This window comes from Pseudomonas putida, from assembly GCF_009883635.2.
In the GTDB taxonomy this organism is placed as follows: domain Bacteria; phylum Pseudomonadota; class Gammaproteobacteria; order Pseudomonadales; family Pseudomonadaceae; genus Aquipseudomonas; species Aquipseudomonas putida_W.
Genome location: NZ_CP026115.2, coordinates 5371501 through 5389136, shown reverse-complemented (window position 1 = coordinate 5389136; position 17636 = coordinate 5371501). Strand labels below are relative to the sequence as shown.

The window sequence follows — 17636 nt, the reverse complement described above, 5'->3', positions numbered from 1 at the left end:
CGGGGCTGCATCATACCCGACAACCTGGGTGTTACACCGCTGTCAGGTGTTCATAGAGAATGGTCGCGCCGAGCAGCAGCAGGGTAAAGGCGATCCACTGGTCCCACTGTTCGGCATACTGGCTGGCCGCCTGGCCCAGCAGCCAGCCGGTGACCGGGGTGATGGCTTCGATGACGCCGAAGATCAGGCCGGTGCGCAGGGCCTCGGCCAAACGTGGCCTGCGCAGGCGCGAACCCTTACCGATGGCGGCCGCAAAGGCATCCGTGGACATGGCGAGGCGAGAAAGACGAGGGAAATGGGATTCAACGATCGAGCTCCAGCCGGGCAACGAGTCAACGACAGTCGACCTGCAGGCCCCGGCTTGGCTGCAGGAAGGTCGTTGGTCTCGCCAATCCGGGGGGATGCGCTGGCCATGGCAGGTTGCCAAATATGTTGACCAGGGCGCCTTCACAGTGCGCGAAGGCAGGCTACTCCCCAATGAGTGGCGCGATGATACCAGCGCCATATGAAACAAGCGTGAATGGTTTTGCCTGGCTGAACGGGGTCTAGACTGTACAGACCAGATGACATGGCATGAACCGGGGGGCTGCCACACGTGGAGGTGTGCGATGAGCCAGTTCAAGCGTCTGTTCGTCATGCTCGGCCCGCAGATGCGCCATAGCCCGGCGCTGCAGCGCGCGGCGGCGCTGGCCGAGTCCAGTGGTGCCCTGCTGGATATCAACGTGTTCGTCGACGATGTCGACACCTTTGGCTTGATGAGCGATGGCCGAGAGCGTGAGCGGCTACTCGGCGACAACCGCCAATGGCTGGCCGACGAAGCCGAGCAACTGGGCAACGCCGGGCTCGATGTTTCCACCGAACTGCTGCTGACCCGGGACCCGCTGGGCAGCGTGCTCGAACGCATCGAACGGCTGGGGTGCGACCTGCTGATCAAGGACGTGCAGCACGAACCGGTACTCAAGCGTTTGCTGGTCACGCCGCTGGACTGGCAACTGCTCAAGGAAAGCCCGGTGGCCGTGCACCTGGTCAGCGACATCCGCCTGCCGCTGCCCCGGCAGATTGCGGCGGCGGTGGACCTTAACTGCCTGGGAGCAGGCGAGCATCTGGACGATCAGGTGATCCACAGTGCTCATGCCCTGGCCCTGCAATGCAACGCCGAACTGCACCTGCTGCATGTGTGCGATGCGGCCAAGACCCATATCGCCGACTTTGGTGCCGGCACCGTCACCATGCCGGGGTTCGATGGCAGTGTGCGCACGGCGCAGCGGGCGGCGTTCAACCGGCTGGGCGACCACCACCAGATTCCGCTGGAGCGACGGCATTTTGTCGAGGGTGCGGCGATCCGGGCGATTGCCCAGTTCGTGAGCCACAGCCGGGTCGATGTGATCGTGATGGGCAGCCATCGGCATGATGCGATGCAGACGTTCCTCGGCGGCACCACGGCGCATGTGCTGGAGCATCCGTTGTGCAATGTGCTGGCCATAAAGGCCAGTCGCTGAGTCTTGCACTGCCCGCACAGGCCTTTTCGCGAGCACGCCCGCTCTCACAGGTATACCAGCAACCTGATGGGCTGCGGGCCCCCTGTGGGAGCGGGCGCGCCCGCGAAGAGGACGGCCCTGCCAAGTGCATGGTATCTGGCACACCAGTGCCAACTAAAAAGAATGCATTTGATAATGATTCGTAGTAGTTTCTCGGCACTTCCCACACTCCCTTTCAGCGCCCTACTCCAGGATCGTACCGTCGATGCGTCGCACGTTCGTTTCGCTTTGTGTGCTTCAAGCTATCTCCCCGCTGGCCTTCGCCGAGCCCGAACCGCTCAATGACCCGGCCCAGATAGAACTCCAGGCCCTGAACATCACCAGCAGCGCCGACAGCGAACGCGCCGATGGCCCTGTGGATGGCTACAAAGCCAGCCGCTCGGCCAGTGCCACACGCACCGACACGGCCCTGCACGAGACTCCGCAATCGATCAGCGTGGTGCCCAAGGATGTGCTCGAAGACACTGGCGCCACTCGCCTGCAGGACGGCCTGGACTATGCCGGAGGTGTCGGCCGTGCCAACAATTTCGGCGGCCAGGGCCTGACCACTTTCACCGTGCGCGGCTTCACCACCGGCGAGTTCTACCGCAACGGTTTCCCGATCAACCGCGGCTACCCCAATGCCCCCGATGCCAACACAGTCGAGCGCCTGGAAGTGATCCGCGGCCCGGCCACCAGCCTGTATGGCCGGGGCGACCCTGGTGGCACCTTCAACGTGGTCAGCAAACAGCCGCTGGCCGAGCCCAAGGTGACCCTGGGCAGCCAGTTCGATGACCAGGGCATGCACCGCGCGACCCTGGATGCCACCGGGCCGCTGAACGCCGATGGCTCGCTGGCTTATCGCCTGAATGTGCTGGGCGAAGGTGGCGACAGCTTCCGCGACGATGTCGAGAGCGAGCGCTATGACGTTGCGCCGGTGATCAGCTGGCAGGTCAACGATGCCACCAAGGTCATCTTCGAAGGTGACTTCATGCGCAACAACCACCCGCTGGACCGCGGTTTGACCCGCCTGCCCGGCCAGCTCGGTACGGCCTCGCGCGACACCAACATCTGGGAAAAAGGCAGCGACAACCTGCTGCACAACGACAACAATATGGCCCAGCTGCGCTTCGAGCACCTGCTCAACGACAACTGGACCTTGGGCGGCGGCATGCAATGGCTGGACGGCTCGCTCAAGGGCAACGCCGTGGAAGCCAACGGCCTGCAGGCCGACGGCCGCACGCTGGGGCGCAACTTCAACTACCGCAAGCTGGAGTGGACCGACCGCGACTACCAGCTCAACCTCACCGGCCACTTCGACACCGGTGGCTTCGCCCACACCCTGCTCACCGGCATCGAATACGAAGACTACGACTACAACTCGATCATCCAGCGTTCGGCCGCAGGTACCGGCGCCTACCCGATCGACATCTTCGACCCGGTGCTGGGCCAGCCGCGCCCTGCCCTGACCCGCACCACCACCCATGACAAGGAAAATCTCAAGACCTGGGCGGCATTCATCCAGGACCAGGTGGCCATCACCGAGCGCCTGAAAGCCCTGGCTGGGGTGCGTTTCGAACGCTTCGAGCATGACTATGACAACAAGCTCAACAATGCCGGTGACTTCAACAAGGGCGAAAACGGCGTCACCCCACGCTTCGGCCTGATCTACGACCTGACCGACACGGTTGCCGTCTACGCCAACACCGCGCGCTCGTTCAAGCCCAACAGCGGCGCCAGCCTGCAAGGCACTGGCTTCGACCCGGAAAAGGGCAAGTCATACGAGCTGGGCGTGAAATGGGAAGCGCTGGACCGCCAGCTGAGCGTGGACGCGGCGATCTACCACATCGTCAAGGAGAACGTGCTGACCCGCGACCCGAACGACCCGACCGGCACCTACAGCATCGCTGCCGGTGAAGTGCGCAGCCGCGGCCTGGACATCAACGTCGCCGGCAACCTGACCCCGGAATGGCGGATGATCGGCGGCTACGCCTACGTCGACGCCGAGGTGACCAAGGACAACAGCATCCCCACCGGCACCCGCCTGGCGAATATCCCGCGCAACAGCTTCAGCCTGCTCAATACCTATGAGTTCCAGGATGGGCTGGCCAAGGGCCTGGGGCTTGGGGTTGGCGTGAAGTATGTGGATGACCGCGCCGGTCAGACGGCGGCCAGTACCTACACCATGGAGCGCTACAGCGTGGTCGACCTGCTGAGCTTCTACAAGGTCAATGAGCACGTGCGGTTGAACCTGGACGTGAAGAACGTCTTCAACAAGGGCTATGACGAGGGGGCGTTCAACACCTACGTGTACCCTGGGGCGCCGCGCACGGTGCAGGCCGGGGTTTCCTACATATTCTGATAGCTCGGTAAACTAACATTATTGCCAGTATCACCCTTTGCTCAAATTGCTTATCTTCTTTCTATCACTGATCGTTAGGAGACGCAAAATGCCTGGTCATGCAGGAGAAATGGATATCAGTTATGGGGAAAGTGGATATGCGAGATTTCCAGGTATGCCGCCTGATGAAAACGCACGCGTTATCGCCATCACTCAAGATCCAGACGGTAGCCTTGCTGTGGTGTGCGCCGTCAAGGGTGAACGCAAAAATTTCTTTATCCGTATAACGTCCAACGGGAAATGGGACACGCTGACAGGATTCAGACCAATCGAAGTGCCGGCGGACCAAGACGACTCCGCCAGCCACTTTGAAATGATCGCTCGAAACCCTGCGGCAAATACATACATCGCCCAGTCTACGACGTATTACATGGAGGAAGATCAAAGTATCGGCACTTGTGCAGTGGGCCAATATGACCTGAATTTCAATCCACTCAGCGGTTTCGGGAAACTGGGCATAACGCTTCACACCCCTGGTCATGCACCGACCAAGCCCAACACAACGGAGCCGGTCAAAGTACTGCGCAGTGAGCGTATCGGCAACGAAATCAGGTCGTTATTCATTTCGAAACGCGATACCGAAAGTGAGCCGACGGCTTGGATTGCCCTTCTGGACGCTCTGACAGGTTTGCCACTGCCCGGTGTGGGGCAAGCGCGAGTGGCACTGCCGATACTTGATGTCCAGCCAGGCACACCCACTTATCCCTTGAGGATCACCGACAGCGACTTCCTGGATGACGGTAGCCTAGTTTTGGCTGGCTCTACCGATTGGCGGCAGATCATCACAAAATTCAAGGCTGATGGCTCGTTGGACACCGTATTCGGTATCAACCAAGTCGCAGCCCACCGCAAGGAAGTAAAATTCTCGGTGGATCGCCAGTGCAAGCGGGTTGTAACGGTCGCCGGAACTCCTCGAAACTTTGGCGAACAGTCCGTACTGATTGTACGCCGTTTCTTTTTAGATGGGCGGGTCGATAGTGATTTCGGCGAAAATGGGTTAGTGAATATTTTTATGGCCAACTATGAGTGGAACACGGTTATTGGCGTATCCATAGACTCGGCACAGCGTGTCATTATCGCCACCAATCAACGTAAAGGCATCGACGTCTCGAATCACGCGACCGTAACGCGGCTGTTAAACAGCGGCCACCTGGATAAAAGTTTTGGTAGCCTAGGCCACTTTCAAGACCCCACTTTGCAATTGCAGAACCTGCTATTCAACGATGGCGAGTTGAAACTGTTGGCGCAAAAGGGCGACGATTTCCTGGCCATTCGACTACACCTTTGATCAACTGATCCAAACCCAAGACCCGGATAGCTCGAGTCTTGGGTTAACTGATTCAAAAACGTTTACTGTAGAACAGCGAGTAGGATTCGATGCCGTCGTTCGGTTGCTTGATGCCGGCGTTGGAATAGTGAATCGCCCGGATCCCCACCTTCTGCTCGCCAGGCAGCTTCAGGCCGAAACCGATACGGTCTTCGAAGTTGACCGATGAACCCAGATGCTGGTCGCCCACATCGGTCTTGGAGAAGGCCGCCAGGCCAATCCCGGCTTCGACATACGGGGTGTAGGTGAAACCACTGAACTCATAGGTGAACACCGGGCTGAACGACAGCGAGTGGGCGCCGCTGGCATCGCCACCTTCCCAGTAGGTGTAGGCCGCATCCCAATAGCCCGTCACAAAACCGATGTCGCTCTTCAGCCACTGCTTGTCCCAATCGAACGACATGCCGAGACGGTAGGTCATGTCACCTTGGCCGGTTGCCCCCACGGCACCGGAAATCTGCGCGGCCTGGGCCAGATTGCTGCCGGCGAGCGCCAATAGGGCGGCGGCCAGCGTGCTGGCAAGACGGGTTTTCATCAATGACTTCTCCTGATGGTCACACGGGCAAATGGGGGCTTGGGCCCCTCGATTTCTGCGGTGAACGGTGTATCCAACCGGTCACACGGGGTAACACTTTTCTGATTATTGTCCAGATAATCAGAAAGTTGAAAGTGAATTGCCAGCATTGTTTGAATTTACCTGCAGTGCCCAGCTACTTCAGTCGTATTCGGCCTCCTCATGCTCCCCCAGCAGGCGCCGTTGCCGAGGCGTCGCCTGCTCCAGCACCTGCGGGTTGAACTGCCAGCTCAGGTACGGGGAGAACTTTTGCGCCACCATGCGCCGGCCGTAATGCACCTGCAGCATGTCGCGCTGGCGGGTGTTGCTGCAGTTGGCGCCGCCGCTGTGCCAGACATCACTGCGAAAAACCAGTACATCCCCCGCCCGGCACAGCATCGGCTGTGCCTCGCGGCCCTGCCATCGCTGCTCGCCAGGTTGCGGCGGGCGCGCAGCGCGGTGGCTGCCGGGCACTATCCAGGTGGGGCCTATGTCGAGGTCGATGTCGCTGAGGTACAGCTGCGCGGTAAGGATCTGAGCAGGCAGGCTGAAATCGCTGCGTTCGCGGAGCCAGGCCGGCAACGCCATGGGTAGATGATCCAGATGCAACGCCATGCCTGGATAGCCTGGGTGGCTGCGCCAGGCCGTCTGGCCGATGACGTGGCAATCTTTGCCAAGCGCTGCTTCGGCCAGCTCGATCACTGGCGGCAGGTCAAGAAACGGCAACCACAGGGGGTTGCGGTTGAACACACACTTGTAGTGTTCCAGCAGCCCTTGGTAATCCCAGTGAATCGGTTGCAGGTCATCGATGGCGCAGCGCAGCAAGGCGATGCGCAAAGGGTCGAGCACACCTGTGAGCCACACGTAGCCTTGCTCGTGCAACTGCTGCAACTGGCCATCGATGCTCATCGGTACACCTCAACGCCAGTTCAGGTTGGCGGTGACCGGTGCCTTGCCATTGACGCTCACCTGCTGCTGAACAGTGGTACCGTCCGCCTGGCCGATAACCTTGTACTGGCCTGGCGGGAGCTGCACGTACAGCAATGGACCGGCGTCCTGCACGCTCAACAGCGACTTGCCCTGTGCATTCTGGATATCGATAGTGGCGCCGCTCTGGAACTTGCCGTCTGGCCCGGTCGAGAGCTCGACATGCAAGTCATAGCCCTTGGTGCGGCGCATGGCATTGGCCTCGTCCTGGCCGATACCGCCTGCCAGGTAGCGGATGCCGTTCTGTTCCTGGGGCTGCAATTGCACGGCCTGCATGTCGATGGGGGCGTTGTGGTCTTCCACTTCCGCGGCAGCCGCCAGGGTCCAGGGCAACGCCAGTGCGATCAACAGCGTGGCACCCAACGCATAGTGATGGTTACGCATGGTCAGCTCCTCCTCAGGGAGATGGCTTACCTAATGTTGGACCCCATCCACTGCTGATGTTCACGCCGTTCGCCGCTCTTCGAGCAGTTTCACGAACATGCTCAGGCTGCGCGAAACCGTGCCTCGGCGCCACACCAGCCAGGTCTTCAGGTAGCGGAACTGCTCCTGCATCGGCCAGGCGCAGACCGTGCTGCAACCGGGCATGTTGTCGAGCATGCTGCGCGGCAACATGGCCAGGCCGGCACCGGCGCTGACGCAGGCGAGCATGCCGTGGTACGACTCCATTTCGTGGATCTTGCCGGGCACCGCCTGATCCTGGACGAACCAGCTCTCGAAGTGATGGCGGTACGAGCAGTTGGCCCGGAAAGCGTAGATGCTCGCGCCGTTGACGTCCTGGGCGCGGGTCACCGGGGCGTGGTTGAGCGGCGAGATGATCACCATCTCCTCCTCGAACACCGGCATGCCTTCGAGCGTGGGGTGCAGCACCGGGCCGTCGACGAACGCCGCCACCAGGCGCCCCGCCAGCACGCCTTCGAGCATGGTCCCCGACGGCCCGGTGGACAGGTCGAGGTCGACCTTGGGGTAGCGCTGGTTATAGGCGGCCAGCAAGGCCGGAATACGCACCGCCGCCGTGCTCTCCAGCGAACCCAGGGCGAAGGTGCCCTGGGGGTCTTCGCCGGCCACGGTCAGCCGCGCCTCGTGCACCAGGTCGAGGATGCGCCGGGTGTACTCAAGGAAGTTCCAGCCCGCTGGCGACAGACGCAGGCGGCTTTTTTCGCGGATGAACAGCTCGACGCCGAGATCCTCCTCCAACTGCTTGATGCGCGTGGTCAGGTTCGACGGCACCCGATGGATGTGCTGGGCGGCGGCGCTGATGCTGCCCTGCTCGGCCACGGCCTTGAAGATCTCCAGTTGCACCAGGTCCACAGTCATTCTCCAAACGTGAATGTTTCGCTCATTATTATTCAGTTTTCATTAAAGCCATAGCCCACTAGTCTGGCGTCACTGATTAACAACAACGAGAGTGTCCAGCCATGAGTGCGATCAGCAGCCTGACCCACGCCATCTCCGTCGACCCGTTCAGCGGCGAGCAGATTGGCGCCTACCCCTTCGACACCGACGCCGCACTGGAAGCGGCGCTGCAACGTGCCAAGGCTGGCTACGGCCAGTGGCGCCAGGTGTCGCTGGGTCAGCGCAGCGAGTACCTGCTCGCCCTGGCCAGCACCCTCGAAGCCAAGGCCGAAGCCTTCGCGCAGATGATCAGCCGCGAAATCGGCAAGCCGATCGCCCAGGCCCGTGGTGAAGTCGCCAAGTGCGTCGGGCTGTGCCGCTGGTATGCCGAGCACGGTCCGGCCATGCTCGCCGCCGAGCCGACCCAGGTCGAAAAAGCCCGCATCGAATACCGCCCACTGGGCCCGATCCTGGCCGTGATGCCGTGGAACTTCCCGGTCTGGCAGGTACTGCGCGGCGCCGTGCCGGCGATCCTGGCGGGCAACACCTACGTGCTCAAGCACGCACCGAACGTGATGGGCAGCGCCTACCTGCTGGGTGAGCTGTTCAAGGACGCCGGCCTGCCTGAAGGCGTGTTCGAGGTGCTGAACGTCACCCCGGACGGCGTCACCCGCGCCATCAACGACGTGCGCATTGCCGCCGTGACCCTGACCGGCAGCGTGCGTGCCGGCATGGCCATCGGTGCCCAGGCGGGTGCGGCGCTGAAGAAGTGCGTGCTGGAACTGGGCGGTTCCGACCCGTTCATCGTACTGGCCGATGCCGATATCGATGCCGCCGTGCAGGCCGCCGTGATCGGTCGCTACCAGAACACCGGCCAGGTCTGCGCCGCCGCCAAGCGCCTGATCATCGAAGAAGCTGTGGTCGAGGAATTCACGCGCAAGTTCGTCGAAGCCACGCGCAAGCTGAAAATCGGCAACCCGCTGGAAGACGACACCTACATCGGCCCGATGGCCCGCTACGACCTGCGCGACGAACTGGATGGCCAGGTTCAGGCGACGCTGGCCGAAGGTGCCACCCTGCTGCTGGGCGGCAACAAGATCGAAGGCGTAGGCAACTTCTACGCACCGACCGTGTTCGCCAACGTCACCCCGGACATGACCGCCTTCAAGCAGGAACTGTTCGGGCCGGTGGCGGCGATCATCACTGCCCGTGACGCCGACCATGCCGTTGAGCTGGCCAACGACAGCGAGTTCGGTCTGGCGTCGACTATCTACACGGCCGACTATGCGCTGGCCGAGCGCATGACCGCAGCACTGGATACCGGTGGCGTGTTCATCAACGGCTACTGCGCTTCCGACCCCCGCGTGGCGTTTGGTGGCGTGAAGAAGAGCGGTTTCGGGCGCGAACTGTCGCACTTTGGTGTGCGCGAGTTTACCAATGCCCAGACCGTGTGGCTGGATCGCAACTGATTCATTGATTGGGGCTGCTTTGCAGCCCCGATTCTTCAATCCCGGACCTGGTCCTTGACCCAGTCCAGCATCCCCCCCGGCACGATCAGTTCATGCCGCGCCCGCGAACAGGCGGTATACAGCCCCGCCAGCATCCGCGCCCGCTCGTTGCGATTGCCCGCCGTGCTCGGCGCCACCATCAGCTCCGGCGACACCATCACCCGGGCGAACTCCATGTTCTTCACATCCCGCACGCGCCCGAGGAACAGCTTCGGCGCCTTGTCCCAGCGGTAACGGCTCTTGGCCTTGGCGAAATGCTCGGCGGTATAGCCTTTGCGCAGCATGCCGGCCACGGCAACAAAGGCCTTGTCGTCACCCTTGTCCTGCTCCAGCGCCTGCCAGCTGGGGTAACGGAACAGCATCGGGTGGCGTGCCCGGGTGCCGTAGCGGTACAGCTCGATGCAGTCCTCGACGAACAGCTCGAAGTCCTTGCGCGCACTTTTCAGCAGCACGAACGGTACCCCTTGATGGGTCAGGCGCTGGAACCAGCCGAACAGGCCCCACTCGTCATCGACGATCAAGGCGGTGGGCTGTTCAGGCACCGTCACCGTGTCGAAGAAGCTCACCCGGGTGTAGTGCTCGGCACTGCCACTGAAGGCGGCCTGGATCGCCGCCGGGTGCGCCTGGATCAACGGGTTGAGCACACCATCCATGGCCGGGCCGGCGCGCAGCGAATGGTCGATGTAGCGCTGGCGGATGAAGTTGCCATGGTGCGGGCTGAGGCCGTTGAGGTTCTGCAGTTCGTCGCCCAGGGCAATCACTGACTGAGGGCTGCGATCGAGCACGGCCAGCATCGGGGCCGAAAGCTCATGGGCCTCGTCGACGATGACGTGGCTGTAGCGGCTGTCGATCACCTCGGCTGTCAGCGACAGCAGCTTGACCCGGTGGTAGTCGCGTACCGGCAGCTGGATTTCACGGGCGGACGGGCGGATCAGTTCGTGCCAGTACAGGCGGGCCTTTTCCAGCAGTACTTGCTGGTCCAGCGGAGTGGTGCCAGGCCCGGCCCAGGGCAAGTGATGCAGCTGCATCTGGTTGTCGCCGCTGCGGCAGAAGCTGCGCACGGCCTTGACGCACAGGGCCACTACATCGTGCGCGGCGAGCGGGCCGATGTCGGGGATGTTCAGCCAGCGCACCACCTGCGCCTCCTGCGGGCGCCAGGACAGTTTGGTGCGGTACGGGTCGCGCAGGCGCCAGCCGTTGCTGGTGAGGTCACGGTTGAGGATGTCGTCGGCCAGTTGGCCGAAAGTCATCGCAGTGTAGGCCTGGGCATCTTTCACACGTGCCTGCAACGCCCGCAGCTGGCCTTCGGTGAGGGCCAGCAACAGCGTGCGCTGGGGGTCGAGCAGGCGCGCGAACTGGTGGATCAGGAAGGTCTTGCCGGTGCCGGCGAAACCCTGCACGGCAACCGATTCGTCGACGCCGCACAGGAACTCGCGCAGCAAACGGTTCTGCTGGTCACTGAGCATCAGGTCGCTGGCCAGTGACGGCAGGTACACCGGGTGCAGTGGGGTCACGCGCTGGCGGTAGCTGTCGGCGAACTGGAAATTCCACTGGCCTTCGGCGTCCTGGAACTCGTCGGCCTGGTACTCGGTTTCGGCCGACACCAGTGCGACGCCGTTCTCACCGAGCATGCCCAGCCCCATGGCGAACGCCTCGCGGTCGAAGTGCTGGGCTACCTGGCCCTGGAAGCGACCTGGGGCGGCGTCTTCGACCTCATTGGCGATGCGCACGATCTCGGCGAAGCGGCGCTCCTGTGTGTCCGCCGAGGCGCTGGCCGGTTGGCGCGGCAGGTTCTGCACGAACAGCACGGCGGCAGCTTCCAGCAGGCTGGCGCTCGGGAAGAAGTCGGTGGCGGGGGGCGCGCTGGCCAGGCGGTCGGCCTGGTCGCTGGGCAAAGGCAGGTAGAACATCGGGACCTCGGGTGGAAACTGCCGGGCACGATAGCAATTTTCCGCCTGGAATGCTGTGGTGTCTGTGAGATCGAGCGCCGCCCGCGCGGCGCATCGCGAGCTTTGCTCGCTCCTACGTTTGTTTCGGGCCAATGTCTCCTGTGGGATTCGTACGCGGACGCCTGGGTGCCTGGCTCGATATTGCGTCTTACGAGCAAGGCGGTCGCGCGCGCTTGGTACAGGCGTTACTGGCCCGAAACAAACGTTGGAGCGAGCAAAGCTCGCGATGCGCCGCGTGGGCGGCGCTCGATCTCACAAACGACCAAAATGCCATGGCGAATAGCCAACCATTCAGCCCCTGCGCCGCTTCAAGGTCTCGCTCGGAAACTCCTTGAACAACTGCCGGTAACTCTCTGAAAACCTTCCCAAATGCCAGAACGACCAGCGCATGGCCACTTCCGCCACGGTCACCTCACCACCGCGCAACAGATCCCGCCGCGCGCCGTTGAGCCGACGCAACCGCAGCCAGTGCGCCGGCGGCATCCCGGTGAACGCCTTGAACGCCTGCTGCAACTGGCGCAGCGAAACGCCAGCCACCTCGGCCAGCTCCACCAGGTTGAGGGTTTCTTCCGGGCAATCGGCCGCCCATTCGCTGACCCGCTGCATGATCGCCCGCTCCTCGCCGCGCCGCCCCAGCGCCCCGCCCTGCAAGCGCTGGCAGGCATTGTCGAGAATGAACAGGCAGTCCTCGAGCAGCTGCTCGGCCAGTGCCTGCCCTTGCAGCGGGCAATCAGCCTGGCCAAGGCGGGTCAAGGTGGCGCTCAGCCAGCTGCCGAACAATGCATTCTGGCCGCTGCCCAGCGGCACCATGAACAACCCTTCGAGCCGTTGCGGGTCCAGGCCATGGCGGGCGAGAAAGGCCTGGTCGAACACCACGGCCACTTCCTGGTAGTTCTCCGGCGTGATCCAGATATTGCGGCTCTGCTCGTTGAGCAGGTACAGGCTGTTTTCGCTCTGGTCGAAACAGAACGCCAGTGAACCGCTCGGCGCACGGAAGAACTGCTCGACCCGAGTGTTCAGGCGCTCTTCGTACACCTCCACGCCATCGAGCCCCAGGCAGCGCAGCTGGCCGCTGAAATGCCCTGGCGACATCTGCCGGTACTGCTGCTGCCAACCGGGGGTGGCGCGCACCTGTTCGGTGACATCCGTGGTGTGGAAAGCCTGAACTTGCAAGGCATTGGGCGTTGTCACGCTTTGTCCTATTTGCACTCTTTTGGTGCATTCGTTGCCGAAGAAAGTGGATAGATGGCTTTGCGGGCCTGCGCTCAAGATAGTCTCCAGCGTGTCACCTGGGAAGCGTAATGCCTCTGAAACCCTGTAACGGCTTTCGCGGCAAGCCCGCCCACAAAAAAAACCAACCAAGAGGTCTGTATGAACGCCCCCTTCGATCAGCTGTCCGCCTGGCTGAAAGAACACCGCATCACTGAAGTCGAATGCGTGATCAGCGACCTGACCGGCATCGCCCGCGGCAAGATCGCACCGACCGCCAAATTCCTCCATGAGCGCGGCATGCGCCTGCCCGAAAGCGTGCTGCTGCAGACGGTCACCGGCGACTACGTCGACGACGACATCTACTACAACCTGCTTGATGCGGCCGACATCGACATGATCTGCCGCCCCGACCCGACGGCGGTCTACCAGATCCCGTGGGCCATCGAGCCCACCGCCATCGTCATCCACGACACTTTCGACAAGCACGGCAACCCGATCGAGCTGTCGCCGCGCAACGTGCTGAAGAAGGTGCTCAAGCTGTATGCCGACAAAGGCTGGCAGCCGATTGTCGCGCCGGAAATGGAGTTCTACCTGACCCAGCGCTGCGAAGACCCGGACTTGCCCCTGCAAGTGCCGCTGGGCCGCTCGGGCCGCGCAGAAAGCGGGCGCCAGTCGTTCTCGATCGACGCTGCCAACGAATTCGACCCGCTGTTCGAAGACGTCTACGACTGGTGCGAACTGCAGGGCCTGGACCTGGACACGCTGATCCACGAAGACGGTCCGGCGCAGATGGAGATCAACTTCCGCCACGGTGACGCGCTGGACCTGGCCGACCAGATCACCGTGTTCAAGCGCACCATGCGTGAAGCCGCGCTCAAGCACAACGTCACCGCCACCTTCATGGCCAAGCCGATCACCGACGAACCGGGCAGCGCCATGCACCTGCACCAGAGCGTGGTCGACATTGCCACCGGCAAGCCGATATTCGCCAATGAAGATGGCAGCATGAGCGAGCTGTTCCTGCACCACATCGGTGGCCTGCAGAAGTACATCCCCAAGCTGCTGCCGATGTTCGCGCCGAACGTCAACTCGTTCCGCCGCTTCCTGCCGGACACTTCGGCGCCGGTCAACGTCGAGTGGGGCGAGGAAAACCGCACCGCCGGCCTGCGCGTACCGACCTCCAGCCCCGATGCCATGCGCGTGGAAAACCGCCTGCCGGGCGCCGACGCCAACCCTTACCTGGCGATCGCCGCCAGCTTGCTGTGTGGTTACCTGGGTATGGTCGAGAGGATCGAGCCGAGCGCGCCGGTCCAGGGCCGTGCCTATGAGCGGCGCAACCTGCGTTTGCCGATCACCATCGAAGATGCCCTGCAGCACATGGAAGATTGCGAAACCGTGCAGCAGTACCTGGGCAAGCAGTTCGTTCAGGGCTACGTGGCGGTCAAGCGCGCCGAGCATGAAAACTTCAAGCGCGTCATCAGTTCCTGGGAGCGCGAGTTCCTGCTGCTGAGCGTGTGATTTTCCGGGGGGCGCCAGGCGCCCCCCTTGCACCGAATTCAAAGAACAAGACCAACGAGGTGTCGACATGCGTCATCTGCAAGCCCTGATCCCCGCCACATTCGCCCTGCTGTTCGGCGCCGCCGCACAGGCCACGCCCAGCGTCAGCGTGTACAACTGGACCGACTACATCGGTGACACGACCCTGGCCGACTTCCAGGCCAGCAGCGGGATCAAGGTCGTCTATGACGTGTTCGACTCCAACGAAACCCTGGAAGGCAAGCTGCTCGCCGGCCGCACCGGCTACGACGTGGTGGTGCCTTCCAACCACTTCCTCGCCCGCCAGGCCCAGGCCGGTGCGTTCCTGCCGCTGGACCGCAGCAAGCTGCCGAACTGGCAGCACCTGGACCCGAAGCTGCTCAAGCAGCTTGAGCAGAACGACCCCGGCAACCAATATGCGGTGCCGTACCTGTGGGGCACCAACGGTATCGGTTACAACGTCGACAAGGTCAAGGCCGCGCTGGGCATCGACCATATCGACTCCTGGGCAACCCTGTTCGAGCCGGAGAACCTGAAGAAGCTCAAGCAATGCGGCGTGGCCTTCATGGACTCGCCCGACGAGCTGTTCCCGGCGATGCTCAACTACCTGGGCATGGACCCGCGCAGCGAAAAGCCGGGCGACTATGCCAAGGCCGAAGCGCGCCTGCTCGAATTGCGCCCGTACATCACCTACTTCCACTCCTCCAAGTACGTCTCGGACCTGGCCAATGGTGATATCTGCGTGGCCTTCGGCTATTCCGGCGACGTGTTCCAGGCAGCCAACCGGGCCGTGGAAGCGAAAAACGGCGTGAAGATCGCCTACAGCATTCCCAAGGAAGGCAGCAACCTGTGGTTCGACCTGCTGGCCATCCCCAAGGACGCCCAGAACCCCGAACAGGCCCTGGCCTTCATCAACTACCTGCTCGACCCGAAAGTGATCGCCAAGGTCAGCGCCACGGTCGGCTATGCCAACGCCAACCCGGATGCCCAGGCCTACATGGACAAGTCGCTGGTCGATAATCCCGAGATCTACCCACCCCAGGCGGTACTGGACAAGCTGTACATCTCCAGCACGCCGAGCCCGAAGATCATGCGCGTCATGACCCGCTCCTGGAGCAAGATCAAATCAAACCGCTGAACCGAGAACGCGCCATGCCTTTCGATACCCAACATACCGCGTCGTACTACGCCGCCACGGCGCGCAACACGACGCCCTACCCCAGCCTCGACGGCGAACTGACCGCTGACGTGTGCGTGGTCGGCGGTGGCCTGACCGGGGTCAACACCGCGCTGGAGCTTGCCGAACGCGGGCTCAGCGTGGTGCTGCTGGAAGGCCGCCGCATCGGCTGGGGCGCCAGCGGGCGCAATGGCGGCCAGCTGATTCGCGGCATCGGCCATGATGTCAGCGGCTTTGCCCGCTACGTCGGCCAGGACGGCGTGCGCTACCTGCAGCAGGCCGGCATCGAGTCGGTGGCCCTGGTGGCTCGCCGCATCGAGCAATATGCGATTGCCTGCGACCTGCGCTGGGGCTTCTGCGAGCTGGCCAACACCCCGGCACAGTTCGCTGCCTTCAAGGCTGAACAGGAGGACCTGGCCAGCCTTGGCTACCACCACGAAACACTCCTGGTCGGGCCCGAACGCATGCACGAGATCGTCGCCAGCGACCAGTACGCCGGCGGCTTGGTGGACATGGGCTCAGGCCATCTGCACCCGCTCGACTTAGTGCAGGGCGAAGCGCGCGTGGCCCATGGTCTGGGCGTGCGCATCTTCGAGCAGAGCCCGGTGCTGAGCATCGAGCACGGCTCCACGGTGACGCTGCACACGGCACGGGGCAAGGTGCGGGCACAGAGCCTGGTGCTGGGCTGCAACGCTCACCTCGACGAGCTGGAGCCACGCCTGAGCGGTAAGGTGCTGCCGGCCGGTAGCTATGTGGTGGCAACCGAACCTCTGCCGGAAGCACTGGCCAGCAGCCTGATCCCGCAGAACATGGCCATGTGCGACCAGAAGGTCGGCCTGGACTACTACCGCCTCACTGCCGACCGCCGCTTGCTGTTCGGCGGTGCCTGTCACTATTCGGGGCGCGATCCCAAAGACATCGCGGCCTACATGCGGCCGAAGGTACTCAAGGTGTTCCCGCAACTGGCCGATGTGCGCATCGACTACCAGTGGGGCGGCATGATTGGCATCACCGCCAACCGCTTCCCGCAAGTGGGGCGGCTGAGCCAGCACCCCAACGTCTTCTATGCCCAGGGCTATTCCGGGCATGGGCTGAACGTGACCCACTGGACGGCGAAGTTGCTGGCGGAAGGTATCGCGCTGGGGCAGAGCCAGGGGCTGGATGTGTTCAGCGCTGTACCCCATCTGACTTTCCCGGGCGGCAAGGCGCTGCGCTCGCCGCTGCTGGCGCTGGGGATGTTGTGGTACCGGTTGCGGGAGGCGCTGGGCTAAGGGCGGGTCAAGCCGAGCGTGCCGCGGGAGTGACCTTCTCGCGACGACTTAACCTTATAAACAGCCTTACGAAAACAAGATAAACGCATGATTTACATGCGTTTATTCTGAAAAATGCGGAAACACATAAATTATCTAAAGAATCGCTTGTAACCCTTTGATAGCAATGACATTTAGCAGCTTCAATGCGGGCCCTGCCGGACGTGTCTCGCCCTGCTCCCATTTCCGCACCGTTGATGCGCTGGTATGCAGATGAAGTGCGAACACCGGCTGGCTGAAATTCAGTGCCTCGCGAAGCTGGCGAATATCCAGAGCACTGAAATCCCGCACCGGAGCGGGACAGAGCATTTCGAAATCCCGAAGGGTAACCTTGCCAACAGCCCCGGCCTCATGAAGTACGGCCAGGTCCTCACGCAACGATTCAACAATTTTGCTGCTCACAGCAAACCTCCATCAAAACACCTGATTGCAACGCCCGCCTGAGCGCTACGGGACAAAGCTCCAGGAAAACCCTACCAGCGAAGCGCAATGCTTTTTGTTCTTCCGGCGTGATGTTGGCCTTGTCGCTCTTGGCGAACCCGTGCAGAAACACATAGCGATTCCCGACACGAGCAGACAGCAGCGTCCGATAACTACCTCGCTTGCCAGTACAGTGCCCTGCAACACGCTTCTTGAACAATTCACCGCCGAGGCTGGCATCAACCAGCCCTCTGCGCATTTCATTCACCGCCTGGCACAACATCGCATCCGATAGTTTCTGCCCGGCTTGCCAGCGCGCAAAATCCTTGCGCTTGAGAACTTCCATGAGTGGCCTCCAAACCATACCCGTTACGGGCATAGTTTTTCAACGGTCGCGGCGTTTG

At 62.2% G+C, this 17636-nt stretch carries 15 protein-coding genes, 1 pseudogene and 1 riboswitch; of the genes and pseudogenes, 7 read left to right on the top strand and 9 right to left on the bottom strand.

Annotated features, from left to right (window positions below):
- Positions 1-37 precede the first annotated feature (37 nt).
- A pseudogene (locus C2H86_RS24480) lies at positions 38-306 on the bottom strand (manganese efflux pump MntP family protein); the annotation flags it as partial.
- Between the two features lie 10 nt (positions 307-316).
- Positions 317-488, bottom strand: a riboswitch (yybP-ykoY riboswitch).
- Between the two features lie 120 nt (positions 489-608).
- Between C2H86_RS24480 and C2H86_RS24475 the strand changes: the two are divergent.
- The 3 genes from C2H86_RS24475 to C2H86_RS24465 all read left to right on the top strand — a co-directional run bounded on the left by C2H86_RS24475 (position 609) and on the right by C2H86_RS24465 (position 5206).
- Positions 609-1499, top strand: a complete 891-nt coding sequence (locus C2H86_RS24475) for a universal stress protein (protein WP_159410241.1) — start codon at positions 609-611, stop codon at positions 1497-1499.
- A 244-nt stretch (positions 1500-1743) separates the two neighbouring features.
- A complete protein-coding gene (locus C2H86_RS24470; RefSeq protein ID WP_159410240.1) occupies positions 1744-3879 on the top strand; it encodes a TonB-dependent siderophore receptor in 2136 nt (711 codons plus the stop codon).
- Between the two features lie 88 nt (positions 3880-3967).
- On the top strand, positions 3968-5206 hold the full coding sequence (locus C2H86_RS24465; protein ID WP_159410239.1) for a hypothetical protein: 1239 nt from the start codon (positions 3968-3970) through the stop codon (positions 5204-5206).
- Between the two features lie 52 nt (positions 5207-5258).
- On the opposite strand, the gene C2H86_RS24460 is transcribed toward C2H86_RS24465, so the two are convergent.
- From C2H86_RS24460 to ptrR, 4 genes are all read right to left on the bottom strand, one after another.
- Positions 5259-5780: an acyloxyacyl hydrolase gene (locus tag C2H86_RS24460; RefSeq protein WP_159410238.1), complete on the bottom strand. Its 522-nt coding sequence runs from the start codon at positions 5778-5780 to the stop codon at positions 5259-5261.
- A gap of 180 nt (positions 5781-5960) precedes the next feature.
- Complete coding sequence (locus tag C2H86_RS24455) at positions 5961-6707, bottom strand: phytanoyl-CoA dioxygenase family protein (RefSeq protein WP_159410237.1); 747 nt, start codon at positions 6705-6707, stop codon at positions 5961-5963.
- A 9-nt stretch (positions 6708-6716) separates the two neighbouring features.
- Entirely contained in the window at positions 6717-7169 is a 453-nt protein-coding gene (locus C2H86_RS24450; RefSeq protein ID WP_159410236.1) for a carboxypeptidase regulatory-like domain-containing protein, read from the bottom strand.
- A gap of 60 nt (positions 7170-7229) precedes the next feature.
- Positions 7230-8096, bottom strand: coding sequence for a putrescine utilization regulator PtrR (ptrR, locus tag C2H86_RS24445; protein ID WP_205524634.1), 867 nt, complete (start codon positions 8094-8096; stop codon positions 7230-7232).
- A gap of 107 nt (positions 8097-8203) precedes the next feature.
- On the opposite strand from ptrR, the gene C2H86_RS24440 reads away from it, so the two are divergent.
- Entirely contained in the window at positions 8204-9589 is a 1386-nt protein-coding gene (locus tag C2H86_RS24440; RefSeq protein WP_159410234.1) for an aldehyde dehydrogenase family protein, read from the top strand.
- A 35-nt stretch (positions 9590-9624) separates the two neighbouring features.
- On the opposite strand, the gene C2H86_RS24435 is transcribed toward C2H86_RS24440, so the two are convergent.
- On the bottom strand, positions 9625-11538 hold the full coding sequence (locus tag C2H86_RS24435) for an AAA family ATPase (protein WP_159410233.1): 1914 nt from the start codon (positions 11536-11538) through the stop codon (positions 9625-9627).
- A 330-nt stretch (positions 11539-11868) separates the two neighbouring features.
- Complete coding sequence (locus tag C2H86_RS24430; RefSeq protein ID WP_103447194.1) at positions 11869-12768, bottom strand: helix-turn-helix domain-containing protein; 900 nt, start codon at positions 12766-12768, stop codon at positions 11869-11871.
- A gap of 180 nt (positions 12769-12948) precedes the next feature.
- Here C2H86_RS24430 and C2H86_RS24425 point away from each other — a divergent pair, with 180 nt between their 5' ends.
- From C2H86_RS24425 to C2H86_RS24415, 3 genes are all read left to right on the top strand, one after another.
- Positions 12949-14307 (top strand): glutamine synthetase family protein, encoded by a 1359-nt coding sequence (locus tag C2H86_RS24425; protein WP_159410232.1) that lies wholly within the window; start codon positions 12949-12951, stop codon positions 14305-14307.
- A 67-nt stretch (positions 14308-14374) separates the two neighbouring features.
- Entirely contained in the window at positions 14375-15463 is a 1089-nt protein-coding gene (locus C2H86_RS24420) for a polyamine ABC transporter substrate-binding protein (protein WP_159410231.1), read from the top strand.
- A gap of 14 nt (positions 15464-15477) precedes the next feature.
- A complete protein-coding gene (locus C2H86_RS24415; RefSeq protein ID WP_159410230.1) occupies positions 15478-16773 on the top strand; it encodes an NAD(P)/FAD-dependent oxidoreductase in 1296 nt (431 codons plus the stop codon).
- Positions 16774-16908: 135 nt separating this feature from the next.
- Here the strand turns inward: C2H86_RS24415 and C2H86_RS24410 are convergent, their stop codons facing one another.
- Both C2H86_RS24410 and C2H86_RS24405 read right to left on the bottom strand, forming a co-directional pair.
- Positions 16909-17214, bottom strand: a complete 306-nt coding sequence (locus C2H86_RS24410; RefSeq protein ID WP_159410229.1) for a helix-turn-helix domain-containing protein — start codon at positions 17212-17214, stop codon at positions 16909-16911.
- The gene (locus C2H86_RS24405) at positions 17195-17578 is read right to left on the bottom strand and encodes a type II toxin-antitoxin system RelE/ParE family toxin (RefSeq protein ID WP_159410228.1); all 384 of its coding nucleotides are present in this window, start codon (positions 17576-17578) and stop codon (positions 17195-17197) included. The genes C2H86_RS24410 and C2H86_RS24405 overlap by 20 nt, the downstream gene beginning before the upstream one ends.
- Positions 17579-17636 lie beyond the last annotated feature (58 nt).

Excerpts from the sequence above, each read along its gene's own strand:
- C2H86_RS24475 (WP_159410241.1), top strand. The coding sequence starts at position 609 with ATGAGCCAGTTCAAGCGTCTGTTCGTCATGCTCGGCCCGCAGATGCGC.
- C2H86_RS24470 (WP_159410240.1), top strand. The coding sequence starts at position 1,744 with ATGCGTCGCACGTTCGTTTCGCTTTGTGTGCTTCAAGCTATCTCCCCG.
- C2H86_RS24465 (WP_159410239.1), top strand. The coding sequence starts at position 3,968 with ATGCCTGGTCATGCAGGAGAAATGGATATCAGTTATGGGGAAAGTGGA.
- C2H86_RS24460 (WP_159410238.1), bottom strand. The coding sequence starts at position 5,780 with ATGAAAACCCGTCTTGCCAGCACGCTGGCCGCCGCCCTATTGGCGCTC.
- C2H86_RS24455 (WP_159410237.1), bottom strand. The coding sequence starts at position 6,707 with ATGAGCATCGATGGCCAGTTGCAGCAGTTGCACGAGCAAGGCTACGTG.
- C2H86_RS24450 (WP_159410236.1), bottom strand. The coding sequence starts at position 7,169 with ATGCGTAACCATCACTATGCGTTGGGTGCCACGCTGTTGATCGCACTG.
- C2H86_RS24440 (WP_159410234.1), top strand. The coding sequence starts at position 8,204 with ATGAGTGCGATCAGCAGCCTGACCCACGCCATCTCCGTCGACCCGTTC.
- C2H86_RS24435 (WP_159410233.1), bottom strand. The coding sequence starts at position 11,538 with ATGTTCTACCTGCCTTTGCCCAGCGACCAGGCCGACCGCCTGGCCAGC.
- C2H86_RS24425 (WP_159410232.1), top strand. The coding sequence starts at position 12,949 with ATGAACGCCCCCTTCGATCAGCTGTCCGCCTGGCTGAAAGAACACCGC.
- C2H86_RS24420 (WP_159410231.1), top strand. The coding sequence starts at position 14,375 with ATGCGTCATCTGCAAGCCCTGATCCCCGCCACATTCGCCCTGCTGTTC.
- C2H86_RS24415 (WP_159410230.1), top strand. The coding sequence starts at position 15,478 with ATGCCTTTCGATACCCAACATACCGCGTCGTACTACGCCGCCACGGCG.
- C2H86_RS24405 (WP_159410228.1), bottom strand. The coding sequence starts at position 17,578 with ATGGAAGTTCTCAAGCGCAAGGATTTTGCGCGCTGGCAAGCCGGGCAG.